19 protein-coding genes and 2 other annotated features (1 of these 21 only partly in view) are annotated in these 18,046 nt (G+C 36.9%); all 19 genes read right to left on the bottom strand.

Annotated elements, in window-relative coordinates:
- Positions 1–11: 11 nt before the first annotated feature.
- Positions 12–482, bottom strand: a complete 471-nt coding sequence (gene rpsG / locus EPK97_RS19800) for a 30S ribosomal protein S7 (RefSeq protein ID WP_162038365.1) — start codon at positions 480–482, stop codon at positions 12–14.
- Between the two features lie 42 nt (positions 483–524).
- Entirely contained in the window at positions 525–938 is a 414-nt protein-coding gene (gene rpsL / locus EPK97_RS19795) for a 30S ribosomal protein S12 (protein WP_160647156.1), read from the bottom strand.
- Positions 939–1,086: 148 nt separating this feature from the next.
- Positions 1,087–1,338, bottom strand: coding sequence for a 50S ribosomal protein L7ae-like protein (locus EPK97_RS19790; protein WP_162038364.1), 252 nt, complete (start codon positions 1,336–1,338; stop codon positions 1,087–1,089).
- Positions 1,339–1,423: 85 nt separating this feature from the next.
- Positions 1,424–5,041: a DNA-directed RNA polymerase subunit beta' gene (gene rpoC / locus EPK97_RS19785; RefSeq protein WP_162038363.1), complete on the bottom strand. Its 3,618-nt coding sequence runs from the start codon at positions 5,039–5,041 to the stop codon at positions 1,424–1,426.
- 30 nt (positions 5,042–5,071) lie between these two features.
- Positions 5,072–8,620 carry a DNA-directed RNA polymerase subunit beta gene (gene rpoB / locus EPK97_RS19780; protein WP_162038362.1) on the bottom strand — a complete coding sequence of 1,183 codons (3,549 nt, stop codon included), beginning with the start codon at positions 8,618–8,620 and terminating at the stop codon, positions 5,072–5,074.
- 383 nt (positions 8,621–9,003) lie between these two features.
- On the bottom strand, positions 9,004–9,606 hold the full coding sequence (locus EPK97_RS19775; RefSeq protein WP_162038361.1) for a class I SAM-dependent methyltransferase: 603 nt from the start codon (positions 9,604–9,606) through the stop codon (positions 9,004–9,006).
- Positions 9,607–9,676: 70 nt separating this feature from the next.
- Positions 9,677–10,042, bottom strand: a complete 366-nt coding sequence (gene rplL / locus EPK97_RS19770) for a 50S ribosomal protein L7/L12 (protein WP_162038360.1) — start codon at positions 10,040–10,042, stop codon at positions 9,677–9,679.
- A gap of 52 nt (positions 10,043–10,094) precedes the next feature.
- Positions 10,095–10,610 carry a 50S ribosomal protein L10 gene (gene rplJ, locus EPK97_RS19765; protein ID WP_162038359.1) on the bottom strand — a complete coding sequence of 172 codons (516 nt, stop codon included), beginning with the start codon at positions 10,608–10,610 and terminating at the stop codon, positions 10,095–10,097.
- Between the two features lie 21 nt (positions 10,611–10,631).
- Positions 10,632–10,783: a sequence feature (ribosomal protein L10 leader region), on the bottom strand.
- A gap of 77 nt (positions 10,784–10,860) precedes the next feature.
- The gene (rplA, locus tag EPK97_RS19760) at positions 10,861–11,553 is read right to left on the bottom strand and encodes a 50S ribosomal protein L1 (RefSeq protein WP_162038358.1); all 693 of its coding nucleotides are present in this window, start codon (positions 11,551–11,553) and stop codon (positions 10,861–10,863) included.
- Positions 11,554–11,616: 63 nt separating this feature from the next.
- A complete protein-coding gene (rplK, locus tag EPK97_RS19755; RefSeq protein WP_162038357.1) occupies positions 11,617–12,042 on the bottom strand; it encodes a 50S ribosomal protein L11 in 426 nt (141 codons plus the stop codon).
- A 38-nt stretch (positions 12,043–12,080) separates the two neighbouring features.
- The gene (gene nusG, locus EPK97_RS19750; protein WP_162038356.1) at positions 12,081–12,614 is read right to left on the bottom strand and encodes a transcription termination/antitermination protein NusG; all 534 of its coding nucleotides are present in this window, start codon (positions 12,612–12,614) and stop codon (positions 12,081–12,083) included.
- Between the two features lie 13 nt (positions 12,615–12,627).
- Positions 12,628–12,849, bottom strand: a complete 222-nt coding sequence (gene secE, locus EPK97_RS19745) for a preprotein translocase subunit SecE (protein ID WP_162038355.1) — start codon at positions 12,847–12,849, stop codon at positions 12,628–12,630.
- An 18-nt stretch (positions 12,850–12,867) separates the two neighbouring features.
- Positions 12,868–13,017, bottom strand: a complete 150-nt coding sequence (gene rpmG, locus EPK97_RS19740) for a 50S ribosomal protein L33 (RefSeq protein WP_162038354.1) — start codon at positions 13,015–13,017, stop codon at positions 12,868–12,870.
- 254 nt (positions 13,018–13,271) lie between these two features.
- Positions 13,272–13,919, bottom strand: a complete 648-nt coding sequence (gene sigH / locus EPK97_RS19735) for an RNA polymerase sporulation sigma factor SigH (RefSeq protein ID WP_162038353.1) — start codon at positions 13,917–13,919, stop codon at positions 13,272–13,274.
- Positions 13,920–14,056: 137 nt separating this feature from the next.
- Positions 14,057–14,572: an NYN domain-containing protein gene (locus tag EPK97_RS19730; RefSeq protein WP_162038405.1), complete on the bottom strand. Its 516-nt coding sequence runs from the start codon at positions 14,570–14,572 to the stop codon at positions 14,057–14,059.
- A gap of 15 nt (positions 14,573–14,587) precedes the next feature.
- Positions 14,588–15,322, bottom strand: a complete 735-nt coding sequence (gene rlmB, locus EPK97_RS19725) for a 23S rRNA (guanosine(2251)-2'-O)-methyltransferase RlmB (RefSeq protein WP_162038352.1) — start codon at positions 15,320–15,322, stop codon at positions 14,588–14,590.
- 30 nt (positions 15,323–15,352) lie between these two features.
- Positions 15,353–15,784 (bottom strand): ribonuclease III domain-containing protein, encoded by a 432-nt coding sequence (locus tag EPK97_RS19720; protein ID WP_162038351.1) that lies wholly within the window; start codon positions 15,782–15,784, stop codon positions 15,353–15,355.
- Entirely contained in the window at positions 15,781–17,181 is a 1,401-nt protein-coding gene (cysS, locus tag EPK97_RS19715) for a cysteine--tRNA ligase (protein WP_162038350.1), read from the bottom strand. The genes EPK97_RS19720 and cysS overlap by 4 nt, the downstream gene beginning before the upstream one ends.
- Complete coding sequence (gene cysE / locus EPK97_RS19710) at positions 17,162–17,830, bottom strand: serine O-acetyltransferase (protein ID WP_162038349.1); 669 nt, start codon at positions 17,828–17,830, stop codon at positions 17,162–17,164. Before cysE ends, cysS begins: the two co-directional genes overlap by 20 nt.
- 114 nt (positions 17,831–17,944) lie before the next feature.
- Positions 17,945–18,046, bottom strand: a binding site (T-box leader) (it continues 132 nt past the right edge of the window).

Here is an 18,046-nt window from a genome sequence, read left to right as displayed (position 1 = left end):
TTCATATTATTTTACCAGCGATAGTGAGCAAATGCTTTATTTGCTTCCGCCATTTTATGAGTATCTTCACGTTTTTTAACTGCTGCACCAGTATTGTTACTAGCATCCATAATTTCTGCAGCTAAACGCTCTTCCATTGTTTTTTCACCGCGAAGACGGGAATAGTTTACTAACCAACGAAGTCCCAATGCAGTACGACGTTCTGGTTTCACTTCTATCGGCACTTGATAGTTTGAACCACCAACACGACGTGCTTTAACTTCAAGAACTGGCATGATGTTTTTGATTGCTTGCTCAAAAACTTCCATTGGGTCACTGTCAGTACGGTTTTTAATAATATCAAATGAATTATATAAAATAGACTGAGCAACACCTCTTTTTCCATCAATCATAATTCTATTGATTAATCTTGTGACAAGCTTACTGCTATATATTGGATCAGGTAATACATCTCTACGAGTTACGGGTCCTTTACGAGGCATGGTCATCCTCCTTTCTGAGTAATTTCTTTTGTTGTGATTCTATTATGATTTTGGTCTTTTAGCACCGTATTTTGATCTTCCCTGTTTACGGTCGTTAACACCTGCAGTATCTAAAGCACCACGAACGATATGATAACGTACCCCTGGGAGATCTTTAACTCTACCACCGCGCACTAAAACAACACTATGTTCTTGTAGGTTGTGACCAATACCAGGTATATAAGCAGTAACCTCAATACGATTTGTTAAACGGACACGAGCATATTTTCTCAAGGCTGAGTTTGGTTTTTTCGGTGTCATCGTTCCTACACGAGTACAAACTCCACGTTTTTGAGGTGCACTTAGATTAGTTTCTTCTCTTCTTAGCGCATTATACCCTTTTTGTAAAGCAGGTGAAGTTGATTTTACAACTTTTGCTTGACGTCCTTTTCTAACTAACTGATTAATAGTTGGCATTCCCGCACCTCCTTCCTAAAATAATGACTGAAAAAATTATTTTTTTATGTCCACAGATCCAGGTGGTTCAAAATTGAACAAAGGAAATGTTTTTGTCCGCCCTTAGTCAAATTAATTCATAAAACCAAAGGCAAACAAAAACATAGTGTTAGTCGTTTATTACGGCTGCTACAGCAGCTCCAACTTCAATTCCACATGCTTTTCCAAGCTGTTTCATTGAGTCTACATAAATGATGTTAACGTTCATATCCTTACAAAGCATAATTACTTTGGTCGTCACTTTTGGATCTGCATCCTTCGCAACGTAAACTTCTGTGGCACTGCCACGTTCGACCACTTTTAAAGTCTGCTTTGTGCCTATCGATAAACGATTAGCCTGTGTTACTTTTTCATAAGACATTAATCATCCTCCAAAGTATCAGGAAATTTGTTTTTGGCACACTTGAATATAATATCACCTGAAAAATACATTGTCAATATTAAATTCACTTTACCGTTACTGTTTCTTTAAGTGATTCTTCTAGCTCTACATTTTCACTGGTTTGATCAACAATTTTAACATCGCGGTAACGATTCATTCCTGTACCTGCAGGAATCAATTTACCAATGATAACATTTTCCTTAAGACCTAACAATTGGTCTACCTTACCTTTAATGGCTGCATCTGTCAAAACTCTTGTTGTTTCTTGGAATGATGCTGCAGATAAGAAGGAATCAGTTTCTAATGATGCTTTTGTAATACCTAACAGCACTGGCTTTGCTACTGCAGGTTCCCGATCAGAGAACAATGCTTTTTTGTTCTCCTCTTCATATTCATGAACATCTGTAAAAGAGCCCGGAAGTAATTTCGTATCACCTGACATCACGATACGTATTTTTCTAAGCATTTGACGAACCATAACCTCAATGTGTTTATCATTTATTTCAACACCCTGATTACGGTATACACGTTGTACTTCTTGTAGAATATAGTTTTGGACACCTTGAATGCCTTTAATACGTAACATTTCTTTAGGATCGATAGAACCGTCCGTTAACTCATCTCCAGCTTCGATTTGTTGACCTACAGCTATTCTCATTCTAGAGCCGTAACTTAACGTGTACTCTTTTGATTCCGCGTCACCTTCAATTTCAACTTCACGACCATCTTTAACTTCGCGGATTTCTTTTACAACTCCATCTATTTCAGAAATAAGCGCTTGACCCTTAGGGTTTCTAGCTTCAAACAACTCCTGAATACGAGGTAAACCTTGTGTAATATCATCTCCAGCAACTCCACCTGTATGGAAAGTACGCATGGTTAACTGTGTTCCAGGTTCACCGATAGATTGAGCTGCTATAATTCCAACTGCTTCTCCGATTTCTACGTTAAATCCTGTAGCCAAGTTACGACCATAACATTTTTTACATACGCCATGACGAGCGCGACAACTTAGAACAGAACGAATTTGTACTTTTTCAATTCCTGCTGCGATGATTTTTTGTGCAATTCGATCGTCAATCATATCGTCACGTTTAACGATAATTTTGTTTGTTTCTGGATGACGTACTGTTGCAAATGCATAACGACCCTCAATGCGATCATACAGATTTTCGATAACTTCCTTACCATCTTGTATTTTTGATACTAAGAATCCTTTATCGGTTTTACAACTATCTTCACGAACTACTACATCCTGGGCTACGTCAACTAAACGACGGGTTAAATATCCTGAATCTGCAGTACGTAAAGCAGTATCAGCAAGACCTTTTCTCGCACCATGCGTAGAAATGAAATATTCTAATACAGTTAAACCTTCACGGAAGTTAGATTTGATCGGTAATTCATGAATATGTCCTGATGGATCTGCCATTAGTCCACGCATACCACCTAATTGAGTAATCTGAGATTTATTACCCCTTGCTTTGGAATCAACCATTAAAGTAATGTTATTAAATTTATCAAACTTACTCATCATCACTTCAGAGATTTCATCTTTTGCTTTACTCCAGATGGCGATAATTCGTTCATGTCTTTCATCATGTGTAATTAATCCGCGACGATACTGTTTCATTACTGTTTCTACTTTATCTTCATTTTCTTTCATGAGCACATATTTCTCTTCTGGAACAATAACATCTGATACAGCAATTGTAATTCCCGCTTTAGTGGAGTAAGTAAACCCAACCTCTTTTATTTTATCTAAAATAATAGAACATTGTGTCGTTTTGTACTCCCTAAAACATTCTGCAATGATATTACCTAAATAGTCTTTCCCAATGCCCCCAACGGTTGGCAAACTTTTAATGTACTCTCTTACATTCGTACCTTTTTTATATATATAATATTCATCAGGTGTTTTTTCTAAATTCCTCTTCGTTGGTTCATTAATGAAAGGAAATACACTTGGGAAAATTTCATTAAATATAATCTTCCCTACCGTCGTGACTAACAGAGCTTTTTGTTGTTTTTCTGTAATATCCTCTTTTTTTAACGCCTTAACTGGGATAGCAACTCTTGCATGTAAGGATGCGTGCCCCAATTGATATGCAGAAATGGCTTCATGAACCGATTTAAAGATTCTCCCAGTTCCTTTAGCTTCTGGATTATCAATCGTCAAGTAGTACGTACCTAAAACCATATCCTGTGATGGTGTAACAACAGGTTTCCCATCCTTTGGATTTAAAATATTACCTGAAGCCAGCATCAGTATTCTTGATTCAGCTTGTGCTTCTGCAGATAATGGAACATGGACGGCCATTTGGTCCCCATCAAAATCCGCATTATATGCCGTACATACTAATGGATGTAATCTGATCGCTTTTCCTTCAACTAAAATAGGTTCGAAGGCTTGGATTCCCAATCTATGAAGCGTAGGTGCACGGTTTAGAAGAACAGGATGTTCCTTAATCACATCTTCTAAAACATCCCAAACGTCAGGACTTACTTTTTCCACTTTTCGTTTTGCGCTTTTTATATTATGAGCAAACCCTTTACTAACTAACTCTTTCATAACAAAAGGTTTGAACAATTCCAACGCCATTTCTTTTGGAAGACCACACTGATACATTTTCAAGTAAGGACCAACAACAATTACAGATCTACCAGAATAGTCAACCCTTTTACCTAAAAGGTTCTGACGGAAACGACCCTGCTTCCCTTTTAACATATGACTAAGAGATTTTAACGGTCTATTTCCTGGTCCTGTAACTGGTCTTCCGCGTCGACCATTATCAATTAATGCATCAACTGCTTCCTGCAACATACGTTTCTCGTTCTGAACGATAATATCTGGTGCACCTAAATCTAGAAGTCTTTTTAAACGATTATTACGGTTAATCACTCTGCGATATAAATCATTCAGATCTGAGGTAGCGAATCTACCACCGTCTAATTGCACCATCGGTCTAAGTTCAGGTGGAATGACAGGCAATACATCCAAAATCATCCACTCAGGGTCATTCGCTGAGTTTCTAAAGGCCTCCAACACTTCCAAACGTTTTACTGCTCTATTTCTTCTTTGACCTTGCGCAGTTTTAAGCTCTTCTTTTAATACACTAATATCTTTGTTGACATCTAAACTTTGTAGAAGTTTTTTTATAGCTTCAGCACCCATACCTGCATGAAATCCAAAACCATACTTTTCACGATAACTGCGATACTCTTTCTCTGAAAGCAGCTGTTTTTTCTCAAGTGGTGTTTCACCGGGATCTGTCACAACGTAGGATGCAAAATAGATGATCTCCTCCAAAGACCTTGGAGACATATCTAACGCAAGACCCATACGACTTGGAATCCCTTTAAAATACCAAATGTGAGTTACTGGTGCTGCCAACTCAATGTGTCCCATACGTTCACGTCTTACTTTAGCTCGAGTAACTTCAACACCACAACGATCACATACTACACCTTTGTAGCGTACTCTCTTATATTTTCCACAGTGACATTCCCAGTCTTTCGTAGGTCCAAAGATCTTTTCGCAGAATAACCCTTCCTTTTCAGGTTTTAATGTTCGATAGTTAATCGTTTCAGGTTTTTTCACTTCTCCACGAGACCATGAGCGTATTAAATTCGGTGAAGCTAATCCAATTTTCATAAATTCAAAATTATTAACGTCCATCAAGGAGCGACCCTCCTCTAGCGTGTTTTTTTATTAATCCACTTTCACTTCAGCACCTTCAATTTGAAGGCTTAACTTATCTTTGTTTGAATCCTCGTCTTCATCATCCGACTCTTTCAAATCAATCTCTTCTTCATTTTCAGTTAACATTTTAACATCCATACCTAAACTTTGAAGCTCTTTAATTAAAACTTTAAAGCTTTCTGGAATACCAGGCTCAGGAACATTCTCACCTTTGACAATGGATTCATAGGTTTTTACACGACCTACAACATCATCCGATTTTACAGTTAAAATCTCTTGAAGTGTATAAGCTGCACCATAAGCCTTCAGTGCCCATACTTCCATCTCACCAAAGCGCTGACCACCAAACTGTGCTTTACCACCCAACGGTTGTTGTGTAACTAATGAATAAGGTCCAGTAGAACGAGCGTGAATTTTGTCATCAACCATATGCGCAAGTTTAATCATATACATCACACCTACAGTGACTTCACGTTCAAACTGGTCACCAGTACGACCATCAAACAATTTTGTCTTACCATTACGTTGCATTCCAGCTTCTTCCATCGTATCAAATACATCCACCTCAGTTGCCCCATCAAAAACAGGTGTTGCAACATGTATGCCAAGATATCTTGCGGCCATACCCAAATGAACCTCAAGTACCTGACCGATATTCATACGTGATGGAACCCCAAGAGGGTTTAATACAACTTGGACTGGTGTGCCATCTGGCAAGAAAGGCATATCTTCCTCAGGTAGTATTCTTGCGATTACCCCTTTGTTTCCATGTCGACCTGCCATTTTATCCCCTTCGGAGATTTTGCGTTTTTGAGCAATATATACTCGAACAAGTTGATTCACTCCCGGTGGAAGCTCATCACCATTTTCACGCGTAAATACTTTTACGTCTACGACGATACCATTTGTACCATGTGGAACTCGAAGTGAAGTATCTCTTACCTCTCGAGCTTTTTCACCGAATATAGCATGAAGCAATCTCTCTTCTGCAGTAAGTTCCGTTACTCCTTTAGGTGTAACCTTACCTACTAATATATCCCCAGCGAAAATCTCTGCACCTACACGAATAATGCCTCGTTCATCTAGATTTCTGAGTGCATCCTCACCAACGTTAGGAATATCTCTAGTGATTTCCTCTGGACCAAGTTTAGTATCACGAGCTTCTGATTCGTATTCTTCTATATGAACTGAGGTATACACATCTTCTTTCACTAGTTTTTCACTTAAAAGAATCGCATCCTCATAGTTATAACCTTCCCACGTCATAAAAGCTACGACAACGTTTTGACCTAAAGCTAATTCGCCTTTTTCAGTGGAGGGACCATCCGCTAAAATGTCTCCAATCTTAACTGGCTCTCCTACTTTCACTATTGGACGTTGATTAATACAAGTCCCTTGGTTAGAGCGTAAGAATTTATGGATTCTATGACGAATCAAATCACCATTTACTACTTTTCCATCTATCGTTTCTTGTTGTCTAACTAAAATTTCGTTGGCCGAAACTTTTTCAATAAAACCATCGTGTTTTGAAACGATACAAACCCCTGAATCCTTGGCTGCCTTATGTTCCATTCCCGTACCTATAAATGGAGATCTAGGAATCAACAATGGTACAGCCTGACGTTGCATGTTCGATCCCATCAACGCACGGTTTGAATCGTCATTTTCAAGAAACGGAATCAATGCGGTAGCAACAGACACAACCTGCTTCGGAGACACGTCCATATAATCGACACGTTCTTTAGGCATGGTCTGAATGTTATCCGCAGACTTATTGTAACGAACAATGATCATATCATTTTCAAATGTACCATCTTCGTTCAGTTTTGCATTCGCTTGTGCTACTACATAGTTATCTTCTTCATCCGCTGTCAAATAATCTATTTTTGTAGTTACTTGACCAGTACTTGGGTCTACCCAACGATAAGGAGCTTCAATGAAACCAAATTCATTCACTCTAGCAAACGTTGATAGTGAGTTAATTAATCCGATATTCGGTCCCTCTGGAGTTTCAATCGGACACATCCGTCCATAATGAGAATTATGAACGTCACGAACCTCAAATCCTGCACGCTCTCTTGTTAAACCACCTGGTCCAAGAGCTGAAAGACGTCTCTTATGAGTAAGCTCTGCCAACGGATTCGTTTGATCCATAAATTGAGACAACTGTGAACTACCAAAAAACTCCTTTATTGAAGCGATGACAGGACGAATATTAATCAACGCTTGTGGTGTAATCGCGTTTGTGTCTTGAATGGACATCCGTTCTCTTACAACTCTCTCCATTCTAGATAACCCAATACGGAATTGATTTTGTAAAAGCTCTCCAACTGAGCGAAGTCTACGATTCCCTAAATGATCAATATCATCTGTATGACCAATACCATGCAACAGATTGATAAAGTAATTAATGGATGCGATGATATCAGCTTGAGTAATGTGTTTTACATCCTTTTCAATATTACCATTTGAGATGATCTTTACTACTTTAGCATCTTCAATTGGAGAAAATACATTAATCGCTTGAATTGGTATCGTATCTTCATCTAAAACACCAGTAGAAACACTATATTCTTTAAAACCTACACTTTTCTCCAAGTTAGACATAATGGAATCAAGTAATCTTCGATCAACAACCTGACCAGCTTCTGCAATAATTTCTCCAGTTTCCTGATCTATTAATGATTCAGCAAGTCGTTGATTGAACAAACGATCCTTGATATGTAGTTTTTTATTAATCTTGTATCTTCCTACATTTGCAAGATCATATCTTCTAGGATCAAAAAATCGAGAAATCAATAAACTTTTCGCATTATCTACAGTAGGTGGCTCACCCGGTCTTAATCTCTCATAAATCTCTAACAACGCTTTATCGGTATTTTCAGTATTATCTTTTTCAAGGGTATTACGAATATACTCGTCTTCACCTAATAAATCGATAATCTCCTGGTCCGAGCTAAATCCAAGCGCTCTTAAAAGAACCGTGACTGGAATTTTACGTGTACGATCAATACGAACATAAATAATATTTTTAGCATCTGTTTCTAACTCAAGCCAAGCTCCACGATTCGGAATTACGGTTGTGGTATAAGCTGGTTTTCCGTGTTTATCAGGTTTAGTACTAAAATAAACACTTGGAGAACGCACAAGCTGACTGACAATAACACGTTCAGCACCATTAATGATGAATGTACCTGTTTCTGTCATAAGTGGAAAGTCTCCCATGAAAACTTCCTGTTCTTTCACTTCTCCTGTTTCTTTGTTTATTAAACGAACTTTCACTCTCAGCGGTGCTGCGTAAGTCACATCCCGCTCCTTAGCATCATCGACATTATACTTAGGCTCACCTAAGCTATAGTCAATAAACTCCAATACTAAGTTCCCAGTGAAATCCTGAATGGGAGAAATGTCGTGAAACATTTCACGTAAACCTTCTTCAAGAAACCACTGATATGATTTCCTTTGAATCTCGATTAAATTTGGAACCTCCAACACTTCACTAATCCTTGCGTAACTTCTACGCTCGCGTCGTCCTAATTGAACAAGTTGTCCTGCCAAACTATTTCACCTCTCATGCAATTGACCTATAACAACACAACAAAATCACCTTTCGATGACTATTCGAAGATGTCGTCGAATCCTTATCCTTAAAGAAAAACAAGAAAAGCCCTATCAAGCAAAATTTAAAAATTGCAGATTCAGGCAGCTTCCAGAATATAAGTTGTAGTAGCCAAGATATTTCTCCGTATGATACACTTATACATATAAAGTAGATTTTCCTAAAATCTTAATATTATACGTAAAAAGAGAAAAAAATATTCATAAATTTTATCTTGACATTTTAATGAACTAAAGAAATTGCGCCCACTTTAATTCTGACATTTACCTATCATATCATATTGATAAATAAAGGTCAACTGATTTAATGAAAAATTTTAAATTTAGCCATTTATGGCTTTGAATATTTTAAATCCCTTTTTCTTAGAGACTTCCTCCACTGTTGAAAATAAACTCTTCAGTTTTTCTAATGCTGAAGGTGCCCCTTGTTTCTTTTGCATAATTACCCATAGTGATCCACCATCTTTCAATCTTTCAACTGCACCTGAAAAAATAGAATGCACTACCTCTTTTCCAGCGCGAATAGGTGGGTTCGTTAAAATCACATCAAATTTTTGACCACTTTCTAATCGACTGTAAACATCACTTTGAAGTAGTTTAATATTAGAAATATGATTAAGCTTTGCATTTTCAGCAGCCAACTCTATCGCTCTTTGATTAACATCTATCAATGTGACATCAGAGGTTTTTTCTAGTGAAGCTGCACATATTCCGATTGGACCATATCCACAACCTACATCTAGAATTTTACTGTCACTTGGAATATCCATATGTTCTATTAATAACTTAGAACCAAAGTCAATCATATTTTTAGAGAATACACCTGCGTCTGTATAAAATTTAAACTCTTTGTTTCTCAATGATACACGAATCACTTGTCGATTACTTTGTACTGATGGTTCTTGAGTGTAATAATGCTCAGCCATCCCATTCTTCCTTTCATATTTAAAAGAAAACCCCCTCGGAAAAATCTCTAGAGGGGGCTTCCAAGAAGTTCTACTTCAATTCTACTGAAGCACCAGCTTCTTCAAGTTTAGCTTTAAGAGCTTCAGCGTCATCTTTAGATAAGCCTTCTTTAATTGGAGCAGGAGCACCATCAACTAATGCTTTTGCTTCTTTCAGACCTAATCCAGTTGCTTCACGAACTGCTTTGATTACATTGATTTTAGATCCACCAGCGCTAGTTAGGATAACATCAAATTCAGTTTTTTCTTCAGCAGCAGCTCCACCAGCAGCTCCACCAACTACTGCAACTGGCGCAGCAGCAGTAACACCAAATTCTTCTTCGATTGCTTTAACAAGATCATTAAGTTCTAAAACACTCATACCTTTAATTGCTTCTAAAATTTGTTCTTGACTCATGAGTAAACCTCCATTATTTAATTTATTTTAATTTTGTTTAATTTTGTTTAATTTAAGCTTCTTGCGCTTCTCCATTTTCATCTTTATCTGCAACTGCTTTAACAGCAAGTGCAAAGTTACGAACTGGAGCTTGAAGCACGCTAAGCAACATAGATAATAGACCTTCTCTTGATGGTAAAGCAGCAAGATCATTAATTTGATCTACAGATACAACTTGACCTTCAAGAACACCTGCTTTTATTTTTAGGTTATCGTTCTTTTTAGCGAAGTCTGCTAAGATTTTAGCTGGTGCAATTACGTCTTCCTTACTAAACGCTACAGCAGTAGGACCAACAAAATGCTCATTTAAACTCTCAAACTCTGATCCTTCAGTCGCACGTCTAGCTAAGGTGTTTTTTATAACACTAAATTCTACGCCTGCTTCACGAAGAGATTTTCTAAGTTCAGTTACATCCGTAACATTCAACCCACGATAATCTGTAACAACAGTACAAGCATTCGATTCAAACTTTTCTTTCACTTCAGCAACAACTTGTTGTTTTTGCTCAAGTACTTTTGCATTAGCCAAATTTCACACCTCCAATATTTAAAATAAATAAGAAAAACCTTCGTAGACTTTACGAAGGCAGGATAATGTAAATTTCAATGATAAGAAATTTCAATTTATCACATCACCTCGGTGGGATATTAAGCCTCAAAATAAAAGGCACCAACTGTCTACGGATCAATATATTCATTTTTGATTGATTACAATAGGTTCAAGATTATCAGAACAATCAATACATGTCAAGACCACATCTAATTACTGTAATTAGCAATTATTTGTAAACTTGAGTATTCACCTTCACACCAGGACCCATTGTTGAAGAAATGGAAACATGTTTCAAATATGTTCCTTTTGCAGATGCAGGCTTAGCTCTTAATAATGAATTCATTAATGAATCAAGGTTTTCACTTAATTGCTCTGCACCAAAAGAAGCTTTTCCAATTGGAGCGTGAATTTGACCTTGTTTGTTTAAACGAAATTCAATTTTACCAGCCTTAATTTCCTTAACTGCTTTCTCAACATCAAAAGTGACTGTACCTGCTTTCGGATTTGGCATTAGACCTTTACCACCAAGTAAACGACCTAATTTACCAACTTCACTCATCATATCTGGTGTAGCCACACAAACATCAAACCCAAACCAACCTTGTTGAATTTTGTTAATCATATCTTGATCACCAACAAAGTCAGCACCAGCAGCTTCTGCTTCTTTGGCTTTTTCACCTTTTGCAAAAACTAATACTGTTTTTGTATTACCAGTACCATGCGGAAGTACAGTGACTCCACGAACAGCTTGGTCTTGTTTTTTAGGGTCAACACCCAAACGAATTGCTACTTCAACTGTTTCATCAAACTTCGCAGTAGCTGTCTTTTTCACTAATTCTACCGCTTCTGCTGACTCATATAATTTCTCACTATCAATTAGTTTAACAGCTTCTGTATACTTTTTACCTTTTTTAGCCATGATGTATTTTCCTCCTAATGTGGTATTAACGGAATATTCCTCCCACGAATTCGAAACTAATAATTAGTCTTCTACAACGATACCCATACTTCTTGCTGTACCTTCAACCATAAGCATTGCTGCTTCCACAGTTCCTGCATTTAAGTCAGCCATTTTAGATTCAGCGATTTCACGCACCTTATCGCGTTTTACCGTAGCAACCTTAACTTTATGTGGTTCTCCAGAACCTTTCTCAATACCTGCAGCTTTCTTTAACAATACCGCTGCTGGCGGAGTTTTGGTGATGAATGTAAACGAGCGATCCTCAAACACAGAAATTTCAACTGGAATAATTAAACCAGCTTGTTCTTGTGTACGAGCATTAAACTCTTTACAAAATGCCATGATGTTAACTCCTGCTTGACCTAATGCTGGACCTACTGGAGGTGCCGGATTTGCTTTACCAGCGGGAATTTGCAGCTTCACTTGTTTAATCACCTTTTTTGCCATGCGTAACACCTCCTTGCTGTAATTTCAATAGTCTGGTACTAAACTTTCTCCACTTGATCATACTCAAGCTCTAACGGAGTTTCTCTACCAAACATGTTTACGAGGACCTTGATTTTGTTTTTGTCTGGCATGATATCCTCAATTGTTCCGACAAAATCAGCAAATGGACCTACTTTCACTCTAATATTGTCTTTAATATCAAAGTCAAATATAGGGCTTGGTTCCTGAATGCCCATATGTTTAAGAATGGATTCTGCTTCATCAGGTAATAAAGGAGATGGTTTGGAACCCGCTCCTGCTGAACCTACAAAGCCAGTAACACCTGGTGTATTACGAACTACATACCAAGAATCATCTGTTTGTACCATTTCTACTAAGACATATCCAGGATAAACTTTGCGTTGGACTGTTTTCTTTTTACCGTCTTTGTTCACTACTTCTTCCTCAACAGGAACAAGCACTCTGAAAATCTTGTCTGTCATATTCATTGATTCTACGCGTTTTTCTAAATTCGCTTTGACTTTATTTTCATACCCTGAATAAGTATGCACAACATACCAACCTTTGTCCATATCCATATTCACCCTATGACTCTGACCCAAAGAATAATTCGATAAGACCAGAAATACCTAAGTCTAGTACGTAAAAATAAAGTGTTACGAAAAGCACAGTCGATATGACAACAATCGTATAACTAGTTAATTCTTTCCGTTTTGGCCAGCGCACTTTCTTAAGTTCAGACCAGCTGCCTGAAAAAAATGAAAATGTAGAGCCAAAACCTTGTTTGATCCTATTAATGACTGCCACAGTAAACACCTCCAAAAACTACCTTGTTTCACGATGAACCGTATGCTGATTGCAATGGCTGCAAAACTTCTTCATCTCCATGCGGTCAGGGTGGTTTCGTTTGTTTTTGTTTGATGTATAATTTCTACGTTTACAAACTGTACACGCAAGAGTCATAATCACCCGCATGATGTCACCTCCCGAGACAACTTTTAGTTATCCATGTCTATTCATGTCTATGTTAACATATACGCGTAACAAAATAAGGCTACCCAAAAAAATTTATCACAATGAATAAACCATGTCAAGGAAAAGGTAACAAAAAGATGATATTACCCATTATTCACAATCACTCTTAATAATAAACAATGAGCAATCTCAATAACACAACTTTTCAAAAAGCTACTAAAAAAGCACCCTAATATACCATATGGATGCTTAGTTTATTGATTTAATTCTCTTATTTCTAAATATCTTTCTAATTTCCTCTTCACTCTTTGCAAAGCATTATCGATAGATTTTATGTGTCGATCTAAATCCAATGCAATATCTTGATAAGATCTACCATCTAAATACAACATCAACACTTTGCGTTCTAGATCACTTAAAATTTCGCCCATCTTATCTTCTAAACCACTGAATTCTTCTTTATTAATCATTAATTCTTCTGGATCAGTAACTTTAGATCCACAAATCACATCTAATAAAGTTCTATCAGATTCTTCATCATAAATAGGCTTGTCCAATGAAATATACGAGTTTAAAGGAATGTGTTTTTGTCTAGTTGCCGTTTTTATTGCGGTAATAATTTGCCTTGTAATACACAATTCTGCAAATGCTTTAAAGGAAGCCAGTTTATCTCCCCTAAAATCACGAATAGCTTTATAAAGCCCTATCATGCCTTCTTGAATAATATCTTCCCGATCAGCTCCTATTAAAAAATAGGATCGCCCTTTAGCTCTCACAAAATTTTTGTATTTATTAATTAAGTACTCTAGAGCAATATTGTCGCCTTCTCGGACCGATTCGACAATTTCTTCATCCGTTTTGAGGTAATACTCGTGTAACTTTTCGTTGAGGTCAACGCTCACTATAATCCCTCCGGTCCTGCAAGGATACTGTCAATTTTTGAGATTTTACTCTAAATTAAGATAAAAATAGTATACATGATTACTAGTAAAACCGTCAACCACTTGTCTTTATTGAATTTACCTTTTTAGAAAGATCGTTACTTTTCTCCTCTACGCCACTTTTCAAAAATATCTTTCACATCACTAGATAATTTACTATCAAATGTGTAGCTACTTTTTTTAGTGTGTTTCGTTATCTTGTTCTCCACTTTCCTTCTGCTCTCTTTAATATCCATTAATAATTCTCTGGCAGATCTTCTCAGCGCTCCTTTACCAAAAGTTACACGTTGTTCTACATAATCCGAAGTAGCCACATGTATCTCTCTTTTTCGATGAGTTAACTCCGTGACTAATCTTTCTATACATTCGTCTGCCGTTTCTTTTTCTTTGGTATAGATCACTTTTATTTTGTGATTCTTCTCTTTCACCCCAATTCCTGGAACTTGATGAGCATCAAATACGACGATGATTTTCATACCTGAATACCCTTGATAATCAGCTAGCAATTTAATTAACTGATTGCGTGCTTCTTCTAGACTTGTCTCAGATGTTTTTATAAGTTCGGGCCAAGCTCCAACCATATTATAACCGTCCACAATCAAATATTCTTCCATCATATTTAACTCTTCTTAATGTCGCTGCCGAACAACTTCATACATAATGACACCTGCAGCAACGGAAGCATTAAGAGAATTAATCTGACCGTACATAGGAAGCTTAATTAAAAAATCACATTTTTCTTTAATTAATCTCCCGATTCCCTTATGTTCATTACCGATGACAATACCAATAGGAAGTGTTAAATCGGTACGATATATATTTTCTTCAGCTGAAACATCTGCTCCAGCAATCCATATCCCTTGTTTTTTTAATTTATCAATTGTTTGTCCTAAATTTGTAACTCTTGCAACAGGAATATGTTCCACAGCTCCAGCAGAAGTTTTAGAAACAGATGCCGTTAAACCTGCAGATCTCCTTTTAGGAATGATTACCCCATGCACTCCTGTACAATCACAAGAACGTAAAATGGAACCCAAATTATGAGGATCTTCAATTTCATCAAGGATCAAAAAGAAAGGCGTTTCATTTTTTTCTGCAGCTGCGGAAAGAATATCATCTACTTCTGCATATTGATAGGATGCAACCTGAGCTACTACTCCCTGATGTTTTATATCCGGAACCATTTGATCTAACTTTTTCTTATCCACATATTGTAAAATTGCGCCAGAATTTTTTGCTTCTGTTAATATCGGCTGTATGGATGATTTTTGTGTTTGATCAGCAATCCATATTTTATGAATGGACCTTTGCGAACGCATTGCTTCTAAAACAGAATGTTTTCCTGCTATATATTCTGTATCCATATAATCTTCCTCTCTAGATTGTAGATAAAATTATATTCTACTTTCATAATCATCTATAATCATTTTTAGTAATTGACTCAACCGATCGTGCTGCTCCTTATAATATAAATATCCGATTAAACATTCAAATGCAGTACTGTGACGATAGTCCAATACATCCGCATTTTTGGGAATGGATGCAGATTTAGCATTGCGTCCCCGTCTTACAACATCTTGCTCCTCTTCACTTAGGTGAGGAAGCCATATTTTCAATAATTGAGCCTGTGCTTTTGCAGAAACGAACTTGGTCGCTTCATGATGTAAATGATTCGGTTTATGATGAGGACGCGAAATTAAATACATGCGTATATATGTATCATATATGGCGTCCCCCAAATACGCTAGTACAAGTGGATTTAGCAAATTGGGTGCTTTGCTTGGCGTAAAAGAAAAAAGAGGCTGGTTTTGTTCAAAATCACTCACTTTCTTCTCCAACGCATTCCCTGTGGTGTATCTTCTAACAAAATTCCCTGCTGATGTAACAAATCTCTTATTTCGTCCGCCCTTGCCCAATTTTTATTCTTCCGTGCTTCCATACGCTCTTGAATTAAGTTCTCTACCTCTTCATCTAACAAATCATTATTTTCCTCAGCTACTAAACCCAATACTGTATTCATCTCATTAAATGCACCTTTAATCCTTTGCAAGTTGGCTTGAATGATTTCCTCACGCTTTAGGTATTGATTCGTTTCACTCACTAAATCAAACATCGATGTAATCGCATCTGCTGTATTAAAATCATCCTGCATCCGTCCATGGAAGTTTTCTACAATTAGATTAATCTTTTGTTCTAGACCTTGTTCAACATTATTATCATCGGTTGCATTTTCTAATCTGTAATCCAGATTCGAAATACAATTTTGTATTCTACCTAAGCTCTGTTCTGCTTGTTCCATGATTTCTTCTGAAAAATTCAGTGGATTGCTATAGTGTGTGCTTAATATAAAATAACGAATAACTTCCGCAGTATATTGAGAAAGCAGTTGTGTAACATTTACCCCATTACCAAGTGATTTCGACATTTTTTCATTGTTAATATTCACATAACCATTGTGAAGCCAATAATTAGCTAGAGGAGCAGAATTAACAACTTCAGATTGCGCAACCTCACACTCATGATGTGGAAATTGCAAATCCTGTCCTCCACCGTGGATATCCATCGTTTTTCCTAAAAATTTACTTGCCATTGCAGAACATTCAATATGCCAACCAGGTCTTCCATCTCCCCATGGGCTTTCCCAAAATACCTCACCTGGTTTTGCTTTTTTCCATAATACAAAATCTTGGGGGTTTTCTTTTCTATCATCTACTTCAACCCTTTTACCATATTGCAGCTCTTCTATATTTTGATGAGATAACTTTCCGTATTCTTCGAATTTATTTGTTCTATAAAACACATCCCCATCATTTGCATAAGCATAGCCATCTCCCACTAATGTAGAAATGAACTCGATAATTTCTTGCATATTCTCAGTAACACGAGGATAACCTGTTGCAGGTTTAACACCAAGATGTTTTGAATCTTCAAGATATGCCTCTATAAATTGTTCTGCCACTTCGGATACAGTTTTGTTCGTTTCATTTGCTTTTTTGATTATTTTATCATCTACATCCGTAAAATTAATGATATATTCAACATCATATTTTAACGTTTCCAAATACTTCCTAACTACATCAAAAAAGATGAGAGGTCTAGCATTCCCAATATGAATATAACCGTAAACGGTAGGTCCACATACATACATTTTTACTTTTCCAGGCTCAATGGACTGGAACTCTTCTTTTTTACGTGATAATGTATTATAAACTTTTAACGCCATCTTCCTTTTTCCCTCCACTTGTTTTAAGCGATTCTAATTCATTTTTTAATGTATCAATCTCAGATTGTAATTTGAGACAAATATCTAAAACTGGATCAGGAACATTGCAATGATCTAACTTATTTACCCGAACTCCGTTTTGCTTCACTATTCTTCCAGGAATCCCAACTACCGTACTATGCTTCGGAATCTCCTGCAACACAACCGCATTGGCACCAACTCTTGAATAATCGCCAACTTTAAAGGAACCTAATACTTTAGCTCCTGAGCTAATCACTACATTATTTCCTATTGTAGGATGTCTCTTCCCTTTTTCCTTCCCAGTTCCACCTAAGGTTACACCTTGGTATAAAACTACATCATCGCCAATCTCACAAGTTTCTCCAATAACTACACCCATTCCATGATCTATAAACAATCTTTTGCCAATTGTAGCACCAGGATGAATTTCAATACCGGTTAAAAAACGGTTGATCTGAGAAATGATGCGGGCAATCGTTAAAAGTTTTCTTTTGAAAAACCAATGTGCGATTCGATGTGACCACAAAGCATGTAAACCTGAATAAGTAAAAATAACTTCAAAAAAACTGCGGGCAGCGGGGTCGTTATCAAATACAGCACGAACGTCAGATCTGATTGTTTCAAACATCACATCTACTCTCCTTTCTTTTAGGTGTCGAATTAACTTCGTAGTATTTTCTTTGTGCAAAATGGGACTTTAAAATTTAAATTTCCAATAAAAAAGCCTCTGTAGCCTATTTGCTACAGAGACGTAAAGTACGCGGTTCCACTCTGTTTGGAAAAACGATAGATTTTCCCTCTTAATAGCTCGTAACATGAGCCAATCGTTACAGCCTAAATGTAT

Source organism: Chengkuizengella sediminis (genome assembly GCF_010078385.1).
GTDB lineage: Bacteria > Bacillota > Bacilli > Paenibacillales > KCTC-33759 > Chengkuizengella > Chengkuizengella sediminis.
The sequence above is the reverse complement of the archived record's forward strand: the minus strand, read 5'-3'. Positions and strand labels throughout refer to the sequence as shown.